The sequence below is a fragment of the Agrobacterium sp. GW821-FHT14E08 genome (assembly GCF_058803865.1).
The window spans coordinates 279,683-297,486 of the sequence record NZ_JBXAPJ010000002.1 but is presented as its reverse complement, the minus strand read 5'-3'; the positions used below and the strand labels follow the sequence as shown (position 1 = coordinate 297,486).

Annotated in this window: 12 protein-coding genes and 1 tRNA gene; 10 read left to right on the top strand and 3 right to left on the bottom strand. The window is 60.7% G+C overall.

Translation table 11 applies throughout. The features are described from left to right. The first annotated feature begins 7 nt into the window (after nt 1–7). Nucleotides 8–916 (top strand): ABC transporter permease subunit, encoded by a 909-nt coding sequence (locus AC1ROR_RS10190; RefSeq protein WP_035227640.1) that lies wholly within the window; start codon nt 8–10, stop codon nt 914–916. Nucleotides 917–920: 4 nt separating this feature from the next. After that, nucleotides 921–1,733 (top strand): ABC transporter permease, encoded by an 813-nt coding sequence (locus AC1ROR_RS10185; protein ID WP_020010469.1) that lies wholly within the window; start codon nt 921–923, stop codon nt 1,731–1,733. A gap of 311 nt (nt 1,734–2,044) precedes the next feature. Here the strand turns inward: AC1ROR_RS10185 and AC1ROR_RS10180 are convergent, their stop codons facing one another. Beyond that, entirely contained in the window at nt 2,045–3,709 is a 1,665-nt protein-coding gene (locus AC1ROR_RS10180; protein ID WP_498589334.1) for an ABC transporter permease, read from the bottom strand. Nucleotides 3,710–3,786: 77 nt separating this feature from the next. Then, a complete protein-coding gene (locus AC1ROR_RS10175) occupies nt 3,787–7,608 on the bottom strand; it encodes an ATP-binding protein (protein WP_498589333.1) in 3,822 nt (1,273 codons plus the stop codon). Nucleotides 7,609–7,961: 353 nt separating this feature from the next. Here AC1ROR_RS10175 and AC1ROR_RS10170 point away from each other — a divergent pair. From AC1ROR_RS10170 to AC1ROR_RS10160, 3 genes are all read left to right on the top strand, one after another. Beyond that, nucleotides 7,962–8,038: transfer RNA gene (locus AC1ROR_RS10170), tRNA-His, on the top strand. A 219-nt stretch (nt 8,039–8,257) separates the two neighbouring features. After that, complete coding sequence (locus AC1ROR_RS10165; protein WP_498589332.1) at nt 8,258–9,889, top strand: Ppx/GppA phosphatase family protein; 1,632 nt, start codon at nt 8,258–8,260, stop codon at nt 9,887–9,889. Then, nucleotides 9,886–10,626 carry an RlmE family RNA methyltransferase gene (locus AC1ROR_RS10160; protein ID WP_035218824.1) on the top strand — a complete coding sequence of 247 codons (741 nt, stop codon included), beginning with the start codon at nt 9,886–9,888 and terminating at the stop codon, nt 10,624–10,626. Before AC1ROR_RS10165 ends, AC1ROR_RS10160 begins: the two co-directional genes overlap by 4 nt. Here AC1ROR_RS10160 and AC1ROR_RS10155 read toward each other — a convergent pair whose 3' ends face one another. Then, nucleotides 10,627–12,024, bottom strand: coding sequence for an MDR family MFS transporter (locus tag AC1ROR_RS10155; protein ID WP_035218821.1), 1,398 nt, complete (start codon nt 12,022–12,024; stop codon nt 10,627–10,629). Nucleotides 12,025–12,234: 210 nt separating this feature from the next. Here AC1ROR_RS10155 and AC1ROR_RS10150 point away from each other — a divergent pair, with 210 nt between their 5' ends. The 5 genes from AC1ROR_RS10150 to AC1ROR_RS10130 all read left to right on the top strand — a co-directional run bounded on the left by AC1ROR_RS10150 (nt 12,235) and on the right by AC1ROR_RS10130 (nt 17,606). After that, nucleotides 12,235–13,236: an MBL fold metallo-hydrolase gene (locus tag AC1ROR_RS10150; RefSeq protein WP_498589331.1), complete on the top strand. Its 1,002-nt coding sequence runs from the start codon at nt 12,235–12,237 to the stop codon at nt 13,234–13,236. Nucleotides 13,237–13,415: 179 nt separating this feature from the next. After that, nucleotides 13,416–14,921 (top strand): IMP dehydrogenase, encoded by a 1,506-nt coding sequence (gene guaB / locus AC1ROR_RS10145; RefSeq protein WP_004432717.1) that lies wholly within the window; start codon nt 13,416–13,418, stop codon nt 14,919–14,921. A 112-nt stretch (nt 14,922–15,033) separates the two neighbouring features. Further along, the gene (locus tag AC1ROR_RS10140) at nt 15,034–15,435 is read left to right on the top strand and encodes an MAPEG family protein (RefSeq protein ID WP_498589592.1); all 402 of its coding nucleotides are present in this window, start codon (nt 15,034–15,036) and stop codon (nt 15,433–15,435) included. 148 nt (nt 15,436–15,583) lie between these two features. After that, complete coding sequence (gene adhP, locus AC1ROR_RS10135) at nt 15,584–16,612, top strand: alcohol dehydrogenase AdhP (protein WP_035218816.1); 1,029 nt, start codon at nt 15,584–15,586, stop codon at nt 16,610–16,612. 118 nt (nt 16,613–16,730) lie between these two features. After that, nucleotides 16,731–17,606, top strand: a complete 876-nt coding sequence (locus tag AC1ROR_RS10130; protein WP_498589330.1) for a dienelactone hydrolase family protein — start codon at nt 16,731–16,733, stop codon at nt 17,604–17,606. The last annotated feature ends 198 nt before the right edge of the window (nt 17,607–17,804 follow it).

The following is a 17,804-nucleotide window of genomic DNA, read 5'->3' as shown; positions in this document are numbered from 1 at the left end:
GGCTTTCATGGCGATCACCACTCCCGAAAACCGGCAGAGCCCCTGGCGCTGGCTGGTCGTCGCGGTTCCCTATTTCTGGCTGCTGCTGTTCTTTGCAGCACCGTTTTTCATCATTCTCAAGATATCGCTGTCGGATACGGCAATCTCGATGCCGCCCTATACGCCGGTCTTCGAAGGGTTTTCGAAGCTCGGAGCGTTCTTCTCCGAACTGGATTTCGAAAACTACCTCTTCCTGACGGAAGACCCGCTTTACATCGACGCCTATCTGTCATCGCTGCGCATCGCCTTCATCTCCACCTTCCTGCTGCTGCTGATCGGTTATCCCATGGCGCTTGCCATGGCGCGCGCGCCTTCAGCCGTGCGGCCGACGCTGGTGATGCTGGTGATCCTGCCGTTCTGGACCTCGTTCCTGATCCGCGTTTATGCCTGGATCGGCATTCTGAAGCCGGAAGGCCTGTTGACGGTGCTGTTCCAATGGCTCGGTTTTCTCGGACCCGACCAGCAGGTCAATATCTTCCGCACCGAGACGGCGATCTTCATCGGCATCGTTTATTCCTATCTGCCCTTCATGGTGCTGCCGCTCTATTCGGCGCTGGAAAAGCTCGACAATACGCTGCTGGAAGCGGCGGCCGATCTCGGCTGCCCGCCATGGAAGGCCTTCTGGAAGATTACTTTCCCGCTCTCGCTGCCGGGCGTCGTCGCCGGCTCGATGATCTGCTTCATTCCGATAACAGGCGAATTCGTCATCCCTGATCTGCTCGGCGGCGCGCAGACGCTGATGATCGGCAAGACGCTGTGGACGGAATTCTTCGGCAACCGCGACTGGCCCCTGGCTTCCGCCGTGGCGGTGCTGCTGCTGCTGTTGCTGGTGGTGCCCATCGCCATCTTCCAGAACCAGCAGAAGAAGGTGGGGTGAGGCCATGAAGCGTGGAAAATTCGACATCACCGTCCTCACCCTCGGTTTTGCCTTTCTTTATATCCCGATCATCATCCTGATCGTTTATTCCTTCAATGCTTCCAAGCTCGTCACCGTCTGGGGCGGCTTTTCGCTGCAATGGTACCGCTCCATGTGGTCGAACCAGGGGCTGATGGATGCCGCCTGGGTGACGCTGCGCGTCGGCATCCTCAGCGCCACCATCGGCACCATCCTCGGAACGCTGGCGGCGCTGTCGCTCACCCGCTTCGCGCGCTTCCCGGGACGGGTGCTGTTTTCCGGCATGATCTATGCGCCGCTCGTCATGCCTGAGGTCATCACCGGCCTGTCGCTGCTGCTCCTGTTCGTGGCCGTCGGGGTGGATCGCGGTTTCTGGACGGTGGTCATCGCCCACACGACTTTCACCATGTGTTACGTGGCGATCGTCGTGCAGTCCCGCCTGTTGACCTTCGATCGGAGTCTGGAGGAGGCGGCGCTCGATCTCGGCTGCCCGCCGGTCAAGACCTTCTTCCGCATCACCCTGCCGCTGATCTTCCCCGCCGTCATCGCCGGCTGGATGCTGGCCTTCACCCTGTCGCTCGACGATCTCGTGATCGCCAGCTTCGCAACCGGTCCCGGCGCAACCACGCTGCCGATCAAGATCTATTCCCAGGTTCGCCTCGGCGTGACGCCGGAAATCAACGCGATCTGCACGATCCTCATTGGCCTCGTCACCATCGGCGTGATTGTCGCTTCCATCGCCTCTAAACGCACCGAGCTCCAGCGGATGAGGGACGAGCACGCGGCCGCGCGCCACTGATGGAATGGTCCGTTTCGATTTCTGCGCGTTACTGTTGTAATCGCAAGGAAATTAGAAACTCATAATTTAATTTTGGGCCTCTAAGGTCTAAAAATAGGAATTATCGTCGGTAATTGATCGATTTTGGTTTTAACCGCTTGTTAATAGGAGTTGGCGGAAAGTAAACCCAACGCAGGGCTGTCAAAATTTTGATAGCCGGGATTGATAATTTCCATATGGCGAGGTTGTCCCCCTTTCTCTCGTTGAAAAAGCACAACTAATACAGGCGGTCGCAAGGCCGCCTTTCTTTTTGTCGCCAGGTTGAGTGACGTTCAGCGGTTTTCCGGGTGATCCATCGATTTTGAGACGAGAAGCACGGGTATAAGACCGGCGAGAATGATGATGATGGCCGGCACGGCGGCATCCTGCACCCGCGAGCGGGAGGCATCCTCATAGACCAGTGTGGCAAGCGTGTTGAAGCCGAAAGGCCTGAGCAGGATCGTTGCCGGCAGCTCCTTCATGGATTCGATCAGGACCAGCAGAAAGGCGGTCAGCGCCGCAGGCCGCATATTGGGCAACAGTACCTTGAACAGCGTCTGCGCCCGGTTGCGACCAAGCGTCCGCGAGGCCATGTCGATATGCGGCGAAAGCTTCTGGAAACCGGCATCGAGCGTGCCTTCCGCCATGGTCATGAAGCGTACGCTATGGGCGTAGATGATGGCAAAGGCGGTGCCGGAAAGCAGAAGGCCGCTTGAAAACCCGAAATGTGACCGGATGAGCCCGTCAACGCGATTGTCGAGACCGGCCAGCGGGATGAGCACGCCTATCGCAAGCACCGTTCCCGGCACGCCATAGCCCATGGAGCCGAGGCGCGCGGCCACCTTTGAAGTGCGGGAGCGCTCGGTGCGGATGGCGTATGAAAAGACGAAAGCCGCAATCAGCGTCACGAAGGCGGCGGAAAGCGAGACCTCAAGACTATGCCCGAGCGCTTTCAGAAGCTTGGGTGCAAACAGCGCATCCAGCCTTTTCACGGCGTAACCGCCAAGAACGATGACGGGAATAAGGAAGCCGCTCAAAACGGGAAGCAGGCAGAACAGGCTCGCGGACCAGCGCCGCCAGCCCCCAAGCTGTTTCAGCCGGTGGCGCTGCGCCATGCTGGTGGCTTTCGGCGCGGCAAAGCGCTGTCTTTCGCGGGCATTGCGTTCAATGACGATCAACACACCGACGATGAGCAGGATGACGGCGGCGATCTGCGTCGCATTGGCGAGGTTGCCGCGATTGAGCCAGGTCTCGTAGATCGTGAAGGTCAATGTCTGCACGCCGAGATATTCGACCGCGCCGATATCGTTCAGCGTTTCCATCAATACCAGAGAAAGCCCGATGGCGATTGCCGGCCGCGCCATCGGCAATTGCACGGAAAAAAACACATTCAGCGGTTTTGCGCCGAGCGTGCGTGCGGCCTCGGCCGCAAACCGCCCCTGCATGGAAAAAGCCGCCCGAGCCGAAAGATAGACATAGGGGTAGAGCACCGAGCTCAGCACCACGACCGCGCCACCGAGCGAGCGTATGTCCGGAAACCAGTAGTCGCGGATACTGTGATAACCGAAGGCGGCGCGGACGGCGCTCTGCACCGGGCCGGTGAAATCCAGAAACTCGCCGAAAGCATAGGCGGCCAGATAGGAGGGGATGGCAAGTGGCAGGACGAGTGCCGCAGAGAGTACCCGCCGCAGCGGAAATTCGAATGTGGTGACAAGCCAGGCGCAGACGATGCCGAAGAACGCGGTCATCGCTGCAGTCATTCCCAGAAGCAGAAAGGTGCGAAATCCGGCGCGCGGCAGAACATTGGCAAGAAGATGCTGCCATCCCTCGGTGCTGCCGGTCAACGCCAGCCAGAAGATCGCCAGAATGGGCATAGCGGCAATGGCTGCGACAATGACCGCCGTTATGGGCAACAATGAAAAGCGTCTTGTTGCCGGAAGGGAAACCGTCATGGACATGCCAGTCTACTGTCGTGCAAAGGCCTCAACCGGCACCATTGCGCCGGCGGCTTTCGCATTGCTACGCCCGCATGGCCTCAGTTGGCAAGAACCCGCTGTGACGGAAAGGTGATTTCCACCAGCGTTCCTTCATTTGGTGTCGAGGTGATGGAAAAATTGGCGCGATTGGCATCCACCATGGCCTTGGTCAGCGGCAGGCCGAGCCCGGTGCCGTCGCCGCGCACGCGCTTGCCTGATGATGCCACCTGCCGGAAGGGTTTCATGGCCTGCTCGAGTTCCGCCCGCGTCATGCCGATGCCGGTGTCGCGAATGCGCAGCGACACGCTGCCATTCGCCTCATAGGCGGTGGAAACGACGATCTGGCCGCCCGATGGCGTAAAGCGGATGGCGTTCGACAGGATGTTGAGCACGATCTGCTTGATCGAACGCAGATCGGCGACGATCTGCGGCACGGATTGCGAAAGTGCCGTGCGGATGATGACACGCTGGTTATTGGCCTGCGGCTGCACCAGCGAGACCGCTTCGGCCACCGTCTCGTTCAGCGGCACGGCGATGAAATCCACGTCCATCTGACCGGCTTCGATCTTGGAGATGTCGAGCAGATCGTTGACGATGTCGAGCACGTGCCGGCCCGAACGGCCAATATCATTGGCATATTCCACATAACGCGGATTGCCGATCGGCCCGAAACGTTCGGTTGCCATCATGTCGGAGAAACCGATGATGGCGTTGAGCGGCGTACGGATTTCATGGCTGACGCGCGCCAGAAAATCGGTCTTGTGGGCATTGGCGGTTTCCGCCGCCCGCTTGGCATTGCGCAGCTCTTCTTCCGTGCGCTTCCACTGGGTGATGTCACGGATGACAGCGCAATAACCATGCGAGGATTTGAGCCGGCCAATGGTCATGAACAACGGCAGAAAACCGCCGGAAGCCTCACGGCCGATCACTTCGCGGCCATCGTTCAGCACGCTGGCCACACCATTATTGGCAAGGCCGGAGAGATAATCCAGCACAGCGCGCTGGCTCTCATGCGCAAACAGCGTGACGAAGGGTTTCCCGGCGATCTCTCCATTGTCATAGTTGAACAGCGCGCTGGCAGAGCGGTTGAGCGAACGGATTTCGCCCTCGTCCCCCAGAAGCACCACACCGTCGGTCGCCGTTTCCAGAATGGAATGCAGTTCCTCGACTTCGCCCTGCAGCAGGGAAAGGCTACCGGCCTCCGCATTCGCCATCTCGGCGGCTGCCGTATTTTCATTCGCCGCTGCAACCGGTGCCTGCTTTTCTTCCAGCGGAACCAGCGACAGCATCAGCGCCTTGGTCTCTTCCCAGCGGATGGATTGCAGCCGCGCCTTGACCGGAATGATATCGTTTTCGGCGCTGACGACGACCATGCCGCCTTCATTGTCAGGCATATTCTCCAGCTCCTGCCGTTGCAGCAGTGCCTCCAGCCCGCCGACCTCCTGCAATTCATAGAGAGAGCCGTAACCCGTAAGCCGCAGGAAATCAGGATTGGCGTGGATCAGCCTGTCGCCTGCATGCACCAGCAGCGCCACAGGCATCTGGTCCAGCGTTTCGGCGCTCAGCGCATCGGCGGGGCGCAGCGGCGGGCTGACCATTGCAGCAGCAATATCGGCCACCGGCTGCACGTCTGTTGCGACTTCTTCCTTCTCGTCGGTATCGATCGGGGTCGTCGGCGCGTGAATGGGTGCCGGGCCTTCGCCGCGAACATAGTCCGCGAAGAGATCGTCTTCCTCGGCCGCTTCCGTCGTCCTGACGTCTTCCTCCATCGCGGGTGGCGCGTCCACCTGCGGTCCGGCATCGATATCGTCGGCAACATCCTGCACGACCGGATCGGCGGATACATGCGACTCCGCGAAAAGAGCTTCTTTCTCCGACGTCGGATTTTCGTCCGAAACAGCATCCGTGGGCGCCAATGTCCGGCCGATTTCCCGGAAGGCGGCCTGTTCGCCTGCGGTCAGCCCCTCGCGGGAGCGCGAGCGGCGCTCTTCAAGATGCACGATCTTGTCGGAATAAGCGGGTTCCGGTTCTGGCTCCGGGGTTGGCACTGTTGCCAATACCGGCACTTCAAATTCCGGAGGGCTGTAATCGTGATGCTCTTCCTCGGCCGAAACCTCGGGCAGTGCCGTCTCAGATATATCGGCCGCCGTTGCCGGGGCTTCATCGTCTTCCGTCACGTCGGCCTCGGCCTGCGCTGTGTCCAGCTCATCGCCATCATCAAGAAACGCCAGCAATTCGTGGCTTTCATCCTCGATGGCAGGCTGCGGCAAAGCCTCAGTCGGAGCAGCCTCTGCCCCTTCCAGGAAGGTCAGGCCGATGGCATGGGGATCTTCAGTGGCGTCGGCGAGCCGCACGATGCCGAAACCGCGAAAACCGTCGAATTCGCGCGAGCGCGTATAGGTGGGCAGGGCGGCTAGATCGATGGGCACCATGAGGGAAGTGCCCTCCACCGGCCAATAGATCGTCTTGCCCGACCAGGTGTCGCGACGACCGAGAAGCTCGCGAATCTTGCCGTCCGGATCGAGGTTGAAAAGCGCCGCGACATCGGCAAAGCCCATGCCTTCGACAGCCGCCGCCTTTGCGCCAACGGCCTCCGCAAATTCATGCGAGATGGAGCTGAAGTGCCCCTCCGCATCAATTTTCCAGACGAAGCGGGATGCGCGTGCGCCGGCATTAAAGACAAAAGGCTGAGCCTCTTCCGTTGGTTCTGTTGCCGCCGAGGTGTCGTCTTCAGGCGATAAAGCGACATCCGCCGTCACCGTTTCAGCGACTTCAACGTCTGCCGCTTCGCTCTCTGCTTCTTCGAGCGCCTCGCCAGCATGGTCCTCGCCAATGATGCGGTCGGTCGCCGGAACCTCCAGCTCATCCGCATCGAGTTCGAAGAGATCGGCAATGTCGTCGGTCATCGCCTCGTTCGCCGCGGTCTCCGTGTCCTCCACGAAGATATCCAGCGGGGCCTCGGCCTGTTCCTCTGCGGCAACCGGCAGGACAGTGTCTTCTTCCTGTTCCACCACCATCTCGTCTTCGGCGTCGGAAGACAGTTCCGGTACGTCGTCCACATCCTCAATGTCAGCGACCGCGTCGAGGACGGAATCGAAGGAGGCGACCGATGCGGCAACCGGCGTAGCCTCCGCAACCGGCAAAGCGGGCTCGGCGGCGGGCGGGGCTTCCTGCGGCCTGTCCTCGGCAAAACCGTTTACGGGGTCGAGTGTCCCGAGTGCGGTCTCCACCACGAACAGCAGGTTGAGTTCGGGCGAGGTCGTGATCTGGCCGGTGGCTGCGGGCAGATAACCCTTTCCGGTCGGCACGGGCCGTTTGACAAGATGGCCGGATTGTCCTGCGGCCATCCGCACCAGCGTCCTTGCCGTGTGCGGCGTGATGCCGAGCGACGCAAACTTGGTCGAGGCGGCGACAATCTCGTTTTCGCCGTCGATGACCGCAATATGGATGTCCGGATCGTCAAAACCTTCGATCATGCGCCGGGCGCATTCCGTCGTATTGGGCGCGGTCTGGTCGGTAAGGGCGGAAAACAGAATGGCGGGCTGGCCCGGCTCGGCCTCGATGATTTCTGCTTTGGCGGTGACCGCAAGGCTGCGGAAACCAGCATTGATGCGAATGGTGAACGGCAGGCTGTCGCCCGCCTTGGAAAGCCGCGCCGCCGTCGCCGCCAGCTGCCGGAAGGTCACGTCCTGCCGCTTCGGGCCCTGTTCCAGAAAATCATAGACCATCGGCGTGCCGAACAGCGCGGCACCCCGCCCATTTGCCCAAAGGGCGCTCTGGAGGTCGAGGGAAAACAAAGCCATTGCCTCGCCGCGCCCGAAACCTTCACGCACCCGTTCATGCACTGCGATATCGATAAAGGGATACTGGACGGCGGGCATGTCGAAACCTATTCTGGCACTACCGGACCTTGCGGGGCTTTGTCAGCTTCCTCATGAAGCTGAAACGTAAACCCGCTGAGGCACCACGTTAACAGAATTTTAAATAACTTCACAGCGCGGCGCGGTCCACCATCCGGCGGATGAATCGCCAAACAGAGTTAACATGAACAGGCCCGCGGCCAGCCCCTTGCCAATGACGTGCGACACCCCCGGCCGCCACCTGCCATCAGGCTCCACGGTATGAAAAGCACTTGCCTTTCGATGCCTTTTTTCGCAAAATTCAATGAGGCACTTGCAAATGGGGGAAACTCCTTTTATGTCACCCCCCGTGACGCCGCTTCGGCGTTTCATGTGCGGTTGTAGCTCAGTTGGTTAGAGCGCAGGTTTGTGGCACCTGAGGTCGGTGGTTCGACCCCACTCAACCGTACCATTCCCTTCTCCCGATAAGTTCAAATGCTACAAGGACTTACCGGGAGATGGGAGTATTTTCCCGTTTCACGGTTCCCGAAAATCCCCAGAAATCATTGCCGCGATTTTGCCAGCCCGCGCACAGCCTCTGCTGGCGCGTGAACCCCCTGCCGTTTTCAGCCCCCCAAAAACCATTTGGCTAAAATCTCTTGCGCTGGTATTGTCGGCCCAACGAAACCTTATGAAAGCCAGCAGCATAGCGTCTACGCTTGTGCGCGGCGAAATGGACAAGATAGTGATCGACCCCGGAAACGGCCCAAAGCCGTCGGACCAAGGGGCGTCGGTGGCAAACAAAGGGAAAGCGAAGCGATCCCGTCGTGGCAAGAAACACAAGCGTGACGGTAAGCCCCGTGACGCTGCTGTGTTGTCGCATGATGTTGCCGCAGATGTTCCGGCCGGTTCCCCTCATGTATCGGCTCTCGAGCCGGATGCAGAACCGCGCAAGAGAAAGCGCCGCCGTCGTTCTCGCGGCAAAGGCGCTTCACAGCAGACGCCGTCTGCGCCCGGCGAGCAGGTGCAGGCCTCAACCGTACCCGATGTTACCAACCCATCCCCGGTGCATCCAGGTGGCGGTCGCAAGTCGCGCAACCGCAAGCGGGCTCATCGCGATCCACGCGGTCGCGATCCGCAGGGCAGGCCGCTCGTCCCCTCGCACGCGCCGCGGCATGTCGGCAAGCAGAATGGCCGTGCCAATGGGGCGGCTCAGGAACCGCATCGTCAACAATCTGAAATCTCTGCCCGTCACGCCACGCGCCAGCACGATCATGGCGCGGAACCGGCGACGGATATGTATGCGGCGCTCGATCTCGGCACCAATAATTGCCGCCTGCTGATTGCGCAGCCGACACGGCCCGGCCAGTTCCGGGTCGTTGACGCCTTTTCGCGCATCGTCCGGCTGGGCGAGGGCCTGGTGTCGAGCGGTCGCCTTTCCGACGATGCGATGGACCGCGCGGTGGAGGCCCTCAAGGTTTGCTCTTCGAAACTTGCCGGTCGCCCGATCAGGCGAATGCGGCTGATCGCCACCGAAGCCTGCCGGGCCGCATCCAATGGCGAGGCGTTTCTGGAGCGGGTCACCCGCGAAACCGGGCTCAGGCTTGAAATCATCAGCCGCGAGACGGAAGCCCGCCTTGCGGTATCGGGCTGCGCCTCGCTTGTCGGGCGCGAGGCGCGTTCGGTCGTGCTGTTCGATATCGGCGGCGGATCGTCGGAAATCGCGGTCATCAAGGTCGGTGAAAACCGTTCCAACCGGCTCGCCAACCATATCACGCACTGGACATCGCTTCCGGTCGGCGTCGTCACGCTCTCTGAACGCCATGGCGGCCGCGATGTGACGCCTGATGTCTTCGCGGCCATGGTGCGGGAAGTCGAGGGGCTGCTCGATGCGTTCCATTGCCCGCCTCTGGCGCCGCAATTGCATCATGAGGATTTTCATCTCATCGGGACCTCGGGTACGGTAACGACGCTTGCGGGCGTTCATCTCGACCTGCCGCGATATGATCGCCGCAAGGTGGATGGTCTCTGGCTTTCCGACGCCGAGGTGACGGCCATGCAGGACAAGCTTTTGGCATGGGATTTCGCCGGCCGCGCCGCCAATGCCTGCATCGGTCCTGATCGGGCCGATCTGGTTCTGGCCGGTTGTGCTATCCTCGAGGCCATTCGCCGCCGCTGGCCGTCGCGCCGCATGCGCGTGGCCGATCGCGGTCTGCGCGAGGGCCTGCTGACGGATATGATGGCGGATGACGGCGCATGGCGGCGCAACCGCATAAGGCGCATGCAGATGGCACGGCAGGACAGGACGGAAGGTTTGACATGAGCAAGGCGCCCACAAGCACCAATCGCACCGGCCGAAAGATCGGCCAGAAGGTCAAGAAGACCAAACTCAAGGCCTCATCGCGCCGTTGGCTTGAACGTCATATCAATGACCCCTACGTCCAGCGCGCCAAGCTTGAGGGCTATCGCGCCCGCGCCGCCTTCAAGCTTCTGGAAATCAACGACAAGCACCAGATATTGAAGGATGCGACCCGCATCATTGACCTTGGTGCGGCACCCGGAAGCTGGTCGCAGATCGCTTCGAAGGTGACGGATTCCACCGAGGACGATATTCGCGTCGCCGCCATCGATTTCCTCGAGATCGATCCCATTCCCGGCGTCAAAATTTTGCAGCTCGACTTCCTTGACCCCTCCGCACCCGAAAAGCTGATGGAGGCCGTCGGCGGCACGCCCGATCTGGTGCTGTCCGACATGGCGGCGCCAACCACGGGCCACCAGAAGACCGACCACATCCGCACCATGCATCTGTGTGAAGTCGCTGCCGATTTCGCGGTTCAGGTGCTGGCGGAAGGTGGCCATTTCCTTGCCAAGACCTTCCAGGGCGGCACGGAAAAGGCCCTGCTGGACATGCTGAAGAAGAACTTCAAGCAGGTCCTGCACATCAAACCTGCCTCGTCGCGCTCGGAATCGGTCGAAATGTTCCTGCTTGCCAAGCACTTCAAGGGCCGCAAGGGCGAGCCGCAAATCGATGCGGACGCCACTGAGGCCGCCGAAGACTGATCATTCCGCCGGTTGCGAAACCTTGCCGCGGTGGCCGGAGACGGCCGCTCCCGCCTGTGCGTCCATGCGGATGATCGGAACGATGGCAAACAGCGACACCAGCGCCACGATGGTGAAGGCGATGTGGAAATCGGCAAGCTGAAGATGCGTGCCGGACATCATGCTGCTGACTTCCAGAATGGAAGCGGCGAAAGCCACGCCAAGCGCCAGGCTGATCTGCTGCATCACCGAGGCCATCGAGGTCGCCTGACTTGCCTGGCTGTCTTCAATATCGGAATAGCTGAGCGCGTTCGACCCGGTGAAGAAGAATGACCGGGCAAATCCCGCCGTGACCAGAAAGATCATGATCAGCGGGTAGGGGGTCTCAGGCGTGAAGAAACTGTTGGCGAGCGTGGTGCAGGCGCCGACGATGCCGGCCCCGATCAGCGTCGATCGGAACCCCGTTGCCGCAAAGACGCGCTTGGCCATGAATTTGGTGGTGATAGCGCCAATCGCGCCCGCAAAAGTGATCATGCCGGATTGGAACGGGTTGAGCCCGAAACCGATCTGCAGCATCAGCGGCATCAGGAACGGGATGGCGCCCGTCGAGATGCGGAAAATGGTGCCGCCAACGGAGGCCGCCCGGAAGGTCGCATTCTGAAAAATGCGAAAGTCCAGAATCGGGGCGGGGTGACGGGCGGCGTGGCGCAGGTAAAGAAAACCGCAGATAAACCCGATGATCGTCGAGGCGATGCCGATGGCGGGCGGCAATGCCGGAAGGCTGACGACCGATACGCCGAAGACAACGCCCGAGGCGGCAATGCCGGATAACACGAAACCCTTGCCGTCCATCGGCGGCGGATTGGTGGTTTCGATTTCCGGCAGGAAGATCGTCGACAGCCAGATGCCGATGACGCCGATGGGCACGTTGATCAGGAAAATCCAGTGCCATGAAAAATAGGTGGTGATGAAACCGCCGATCGGCGGACCGGTGAGCGGGCCGACAAGCGCCGGTATCGTCAACAGCGCCATGGCGGAGACGAGCTCGGTCCGCTTTGTTGTCCGCAGAAGAACGAGACGGCCGACAGGTGTCATCATTGCACCGCCCATGCCTTGCAGGAAGCGCGAGAGCACGAATTCGAATACCGACGACGACACCGCGCAGCAGATGGACCCGACAACGAAGACGCCGATGGCGAAACGGAAGATTTTCTTAGCGCCATATTTGTCGGCCATCCAGCCGCTGATCGGAATGAAGATCGCCAGAGACACCATATAGGCCGTCAGCGCGAGCTTGAGCGTGATCGGGCCGACATTGAGGTCGGCTGCAATCGCCGGAAGCGAGGTCGCAATGACGGTGGAGTCCATCTGCTCCATGAAGAGAGCGACTGCCAGGATGAGGGGAATGATGCGGTTCATGAGGCTGCCTGCGGCTTTCCGCTGCGACAAAGGATATCGCCGTTCCTCCTACGCCTGATAAGCGGGCTTGCCAACACGTTAATTATCAATTTCTCAAGTTCCGATCAAACCTGCGTGAGGCCGGTTTCCTTGCAACTTTCTCGCTCTATTGTCCGTTGGGCACAGTTCAGTTGGCGATCATGGCCAGTTGGCGCTATCGGAGACAAGATGATGACCCAATCCTTGAACATGAGCAGGCGCGGCCTCATTGGTGCGGCCGGTGCAAGCATCCTCGGCGCGCCGCTGTTGATGGCGCGCACCGCAACGGCCCAGACAAACCAGCCGCAAACCTCCATGGAGATCAAACACGCCATGCCGCCGGAAACCAATCGCTTCAAGCTCGGCAATTTCGAGGTGCTGGTGGTGAAGGATGGCGCCCGCGCCGCGCCCAATCCCGGCGAGACCTTCGGCACGGACCAGTCGGCGGAAACCGTCGGCAAGCTTCTGGACGATAATTTTCTGCCGAAGGACCAATTCGTCAATTCCTTCTCGCCGGTCCTCGTCAACACCGGCACGGACCTCGTGCTGTTCGACACCGGTTTTGGCGAGGCCGGCCGCGGCGCGGGCAATGGCCGCCTGATCGAAGGCATGGCGGCTGCCGGTTACACGCCGGAGGATGTAACCGTGGTGGTGCTGACCCACATGCACGGCGACCACATCGGCGGACTGATGGAAAAAGGCGCACCGGCCTTTTCGAAGGCGCGTTATGTGGTCGGCCAGGCGGAATATGATTTCTGGACGGATGAGAAGCGCGTGGGCACGCCTGCCGAAGGCGGCCACAAGGGCGTCATCGCCAACGTCAAGCCGCTGGCGGAAAAGGCGACCTTCATCGGCGATGGTGCCGATGTGGTCTCCGGTATTACCGGCATTGCGGCTTTCGGCCATTCGCCGGGGCACATGATCTTCCGGGTCGAATCGGAAGGCAGACAGCTGATCCTGACGGCGGATACGGCCAACCATTTTGTCCTTTCGCTGCAGAGGCCGGACTGGGAGGTAAAGTTCGACATGGACAAGGCGGCAGCGGCAGCGACCCGCAGGAAGGTCTACGACATGATCGCCACCGACCGGCTGGCCTTCCTTGGCTATCACATGCCTTTCCCTTCTGTCGGCTACGCGGAAAAGCTGGATACGGGGTATCGTTTCGTGCCGAAATCCTATCAGTTCGACATCTGATATCTGCTGCAATGCAGCAACAAAGAAAGCCCGGAAGGCAATTCCGGGTTTTTTCTATTCCCTTCCTGTCATGAACGTGTTACCAGCCCTCGCCAACTTCCAAGCAATCCTTGCAGGGCGCCGGGGTGAACTTTTCGTTCCGGAACGGCCACGCATTTTCATTATGAAGGAATTTGGTCATGGCACGCATCATTCAAACACCCACTGGTTTGGACGCTCTCACATTTGACGATGTGTTGCTGCAGCCCGGGCATTCCGAAGTCATGCCGGGACAGACGAATATCGCCACCCGCATCGCCCGTGATATCGATCTGAACCTGCCGATCCTGTCTTCGGCCATGGATACGGTCACGGAAGGCCGCCTTGCCATCGCCATGGCCCAGGCCGGCGGCATCGGCGTCATCCACCGCAACCTGACCCCCATCGAGCAGGCCGAAGAAGTCCGGCAGGTGAAGAAGTTCGAAAGCGGCATGGTCGTCAACCCGGTCACCATCGGCCCGGATGCGACGCTCGCTGAAGCACAGGCGCTGATGAAGGCGCACGGCATTTCCGGTATTCCTGTGGTTGAAAACGGCGGTTCCGGCGGCCACAAGAACGGCCGCCTCGTCGGGATTCTGACCAACCGCGACGTCCGCTTCGCCTCCGATCCGCAGCAGAAGATCTACGAACTGATGACCCGCGAAAACCTGGTCACGGTCAAGGAAAGCAGCGTCGATCAGCAGGAAGCGCGCCGCCTGCTGCACAAGCACCGCATTGAAAAACTGCTGGTGGTGGATGGAAAGGGCAATTGCGTCGGCCTCATCACCGTCAAGGACATCGAAAAGTCGCAGCTGAACCCCAACGCCACCAAGGATGCGCAGGGTCGTCTTCGCGCCGCTGCCGCCATCAGCGTCGGTGCTGACGCCATCGAGCGCGCCGAGCGTCTCATCGATGCCGGCGTCGACCTTCTGGTCGTCGATACCGCGCACGGCCATTCGCAGCGCGTGCTGGATGCCGTCTCGCAGGTCAAGAAGATGTCGAACTCGGTTCGCATCATCGCCGGCAATGTCGCCACCGCCGATGGCACCAAGGCGCTGATCGATGCCGGCGCCGATGGCGTCAAGGTCGGTATCGGCCCCGGCTCCATCTGCACCACCCGCATCGTCGCCGGTGTCGGCGTTCCGCAGCTCGCTGCCATCATGTCGTCGGTCGAAGTCGCCAATGCGGCTGATATCCCCGTCATCGCCGATGGCGGCATCAAGTTCTCGGGCGATCTGGCCAAGGCAATCGCCGCCGGCGCTTCCGCCGTCATGATCGGCTCGCTTTTGGCCGGCACGGATGAAAGCCCGGGCGAAGTGTTCCTCTATCAGGGCCGTTCCTTCAAGGCCTATCGCGGCATGGGCTCCGTTGGCGCCATGGCGCGCGGTTCGGCAGACCGTTATTTCCAGGCGGAAGTGCGCGACACGCTGAAGCTCGTTCCGGAAGGCATTGAAGGTCAGGTTCCCTATAAGGGTCCGGTCTCCGGCGTCCTGCACCAGCTGGCAGGTGGCCTGAAGGCTGCCATGGGTTATGTCGGCGGCAGCAACATCAAGGAATTCCAGGAACGCGCCACCTTCGTGCGCATCTCCAGCGCGGGCCTGCGCGAAAGCCACGCCCATGACGTGACGATCACCCGCGAAAGCCCGAACTACCCCGGCGCGGTTTGATCTTTCGAGGCGAATCCGTAAAAGGATACTGAGTATTTGGCGCTCCCCGATTCATGCCGGATCGGGGAGCGTTTTCATGATTGGAGGAGAAAGCATGTCACCGACGACCGCAATGTTCTGGCCGATGATCGCCCATGTCTTTCTCGTGTTCTGGCTTTACGCGCTGCTGCTTTACCGGCGTAAGAAATACACCTTTACCGATCGCGAATCGGCCATCCGGCTTCGTGACAAGAGCGAGGAAGCGCGGGAAAGCTATCTGGTGAACCGCAATATCGCCAACCAGTTCGAACTTCCGATCCTCTTTCACATCGCCTGCCTGCTGCTTTACATCACCGATGCGGACAATATCGTCACCATCGTGCTGGCCTGGCTGTTCGTACTTTCGCGTTTTGCCCATTCCTATGTCCATGTCACCAGCAACCGCCTGCGCCACCGCGGTGCTTTGTTCGGCATCGGTTTTGCGCTTCTGGTCTGCCTCTGGGGCTGGCTCGCCATCTGGTTGGCTCTGGAATAAAACAGCACCGTCAGGTTGCCTCATAAGTGAGACAATCGCGCGTTTAAAATAACCCGATTTGCGATAGGTCAATTCCATGAGACCCCATCCCCGTTAATCTCTGCCTGCCGTCGAGGATTTCAGGCGAGCAGAGATTAGGGAGTATGTCATGGCTAAGACAATGAAGGCAGCCGTCGTCCGCGCGTTTGGAAAACCGCTGACCATCGAGGAAGTGGCGATACCGGATCCCGGCCCCGGTGAAATTCTCATCAACTACAAGGCGACGGGCATTTGCCACACCGACCTGCACGCCGCAACGGGCGACTGGCCGGTCAAACCCAACCCGCCCTTTATCCCCGGCCATGAAGGCGTCGGTTATGTCGCCAAGATCGGCGCAGGCGTCACCGGCATCAAGGAAGGCGACCGCGCCGGCACGCCGTGGCTCTACACCGCCTGCGGCTGCTGCATTCCGTGCCGCACCGGCTGGGAAACCCTTTGCCCGAGCCAGCAGAACTCGGGTTATTCCGTCAATGGCAGCTTTGCCGAATATGGCCTTGCCGATCCGAAATTCGTCGGCCGCCTACCGGATAATCTGGAATTCGGCCCGGCAGCCCCGGTGCTCTGCGCCGGCGTCACCGTCTATAAGGGCCTCAAGGAAACTGAAGTCAGGCCCGGTGAATGGGTGGTCATCTCAGGCATTGGCGGCCTCGGTCATATGGCCGTGCAATATGCCAAGGCCATGGGCATGCATGTCGTTGCCGCCGATATTTTCGACGACAAGCTGGCGCTTGCGAAAAAGCTCGGAGCCGATGTCGTCGTCAATGGTCGCGCGCCTGACGCGGTGGAGCAGGTGCAGAAGGCGACCGGCGGCGTCCATGGCGCGCTGGTGACGGCGGTGTCGCCCAAGGCCATGGAGCAGGCTTACGGCTTCCTGCGCTCCAAGGGCACCATGGCGCTTGTTGGCCTGCCGCCGGGCTTCATCTCCATTCCGGTGTTCGACACGGTGCTGAAGCGCATCACGGTGCGCGGCTCCATCGTCGGCACGCGGCAGGATCTGGAAGAAGCGCTGACCTTCGCCGGCGAAGGCAAGGTGGCGGCCCACTTCTCCTGGGACAAGCTCGAAAACATCAACGATATCTTCCACCGCATGGAAGAGGGCAAGATCGACGGCCGTATCGTCGTGGACCTCGCCGCCTGATGTGAAAACCTGGCCGCGGCGCTCACGCAAATGTGTGGCGCCGCTTGCCCCCGCTGCGTTCCCCCCGGGGCGATCTGCGTTATCCTTCCGCATCCGCGCGTTCAAGGAGGATAGAGCGATGGACAAGCCCAAGATCACGCAGGCCATGATCGACGCTTATGATGAATATACCCATCTCAGCCTCGACCGCCGCAAATTCATGGAAAAGCTCACCGTGCTTGCCGGGTCCGGCGCAGCTGCGGCGGCCATCGCGCCGCTCCTTTCGGCCAACAGCGCCCGTGCGGCCATCGTCGCGCCTGACGATGTGGGTATCGTTGCGGAAGAGGTGACCTATCCCGCCCCCGGTGGTGAGATGAAGGGTTATCTCGTTACGCCGAAATCCGTTTCCGGTCCCATCGGCTCGGTCATCGTCATCCACGAAAACCGTGGTCTGAATGACCATATTCGTGACGTGGCAAGACGGGTGGCGCTCGCCGGTTTCAGGGCGCTTGCGGTTGATTTCCTCTCTCCGCAGGGCGGTACGCCTGCCGATGAGGACAAGGCGCGGGAAATGTTCAGCGGCCTCGACATGGACGCAACGGTCGCCAATGCCGAAGCGGGCCGGGTGTGGCTTGCGGCAAGGCAGGGTGCGAACGGCAAGGTCGGTGCGGTCGGTTTCTGCTGGGGCGGCGGGCTGGTCAACCGTTTCGCCACCAAATCGGCGGGCCTGAATGCCGGCGTCGCCTATTACGGCCAGCAGGCCCCGGCGGCCGATGTGCCTGCCATCAAGGCGCCGCTGCTCTTGCACTATGCGGGTCTCGATGAGCGCATCAATGCCGGCATCGATGCCTATAAAAAGGCGCTGGAGGAAAACGGCAAGACCTTCGAAATCTTCATCTATGACGGCGTCAACCACGCCTTCAACAATGATACGTCTTCGGCGCGCTACGACAAGGCGGCTGCCGATCTCGCCTGGGGCCGGACGACGGAGTTCTTCAAGAAATATCTGGCGTGATGGTTTTTTAGGCGTGCATTGTCTGCGAGCCGGAGGTGGGTGGGGCTTTACCCCCCTCTGCCCTGCCGGGCATCTCCCCCTCAAGGGGGGAGATCGGCAGGAGGCGCTACCGTCACTTCATTCACAAATGTTGAGATGGGCGAGACCCAACCACGAGTCGATCTCCCCCCTTGAGGGAGAGATGCCCGGCAGGGCAGA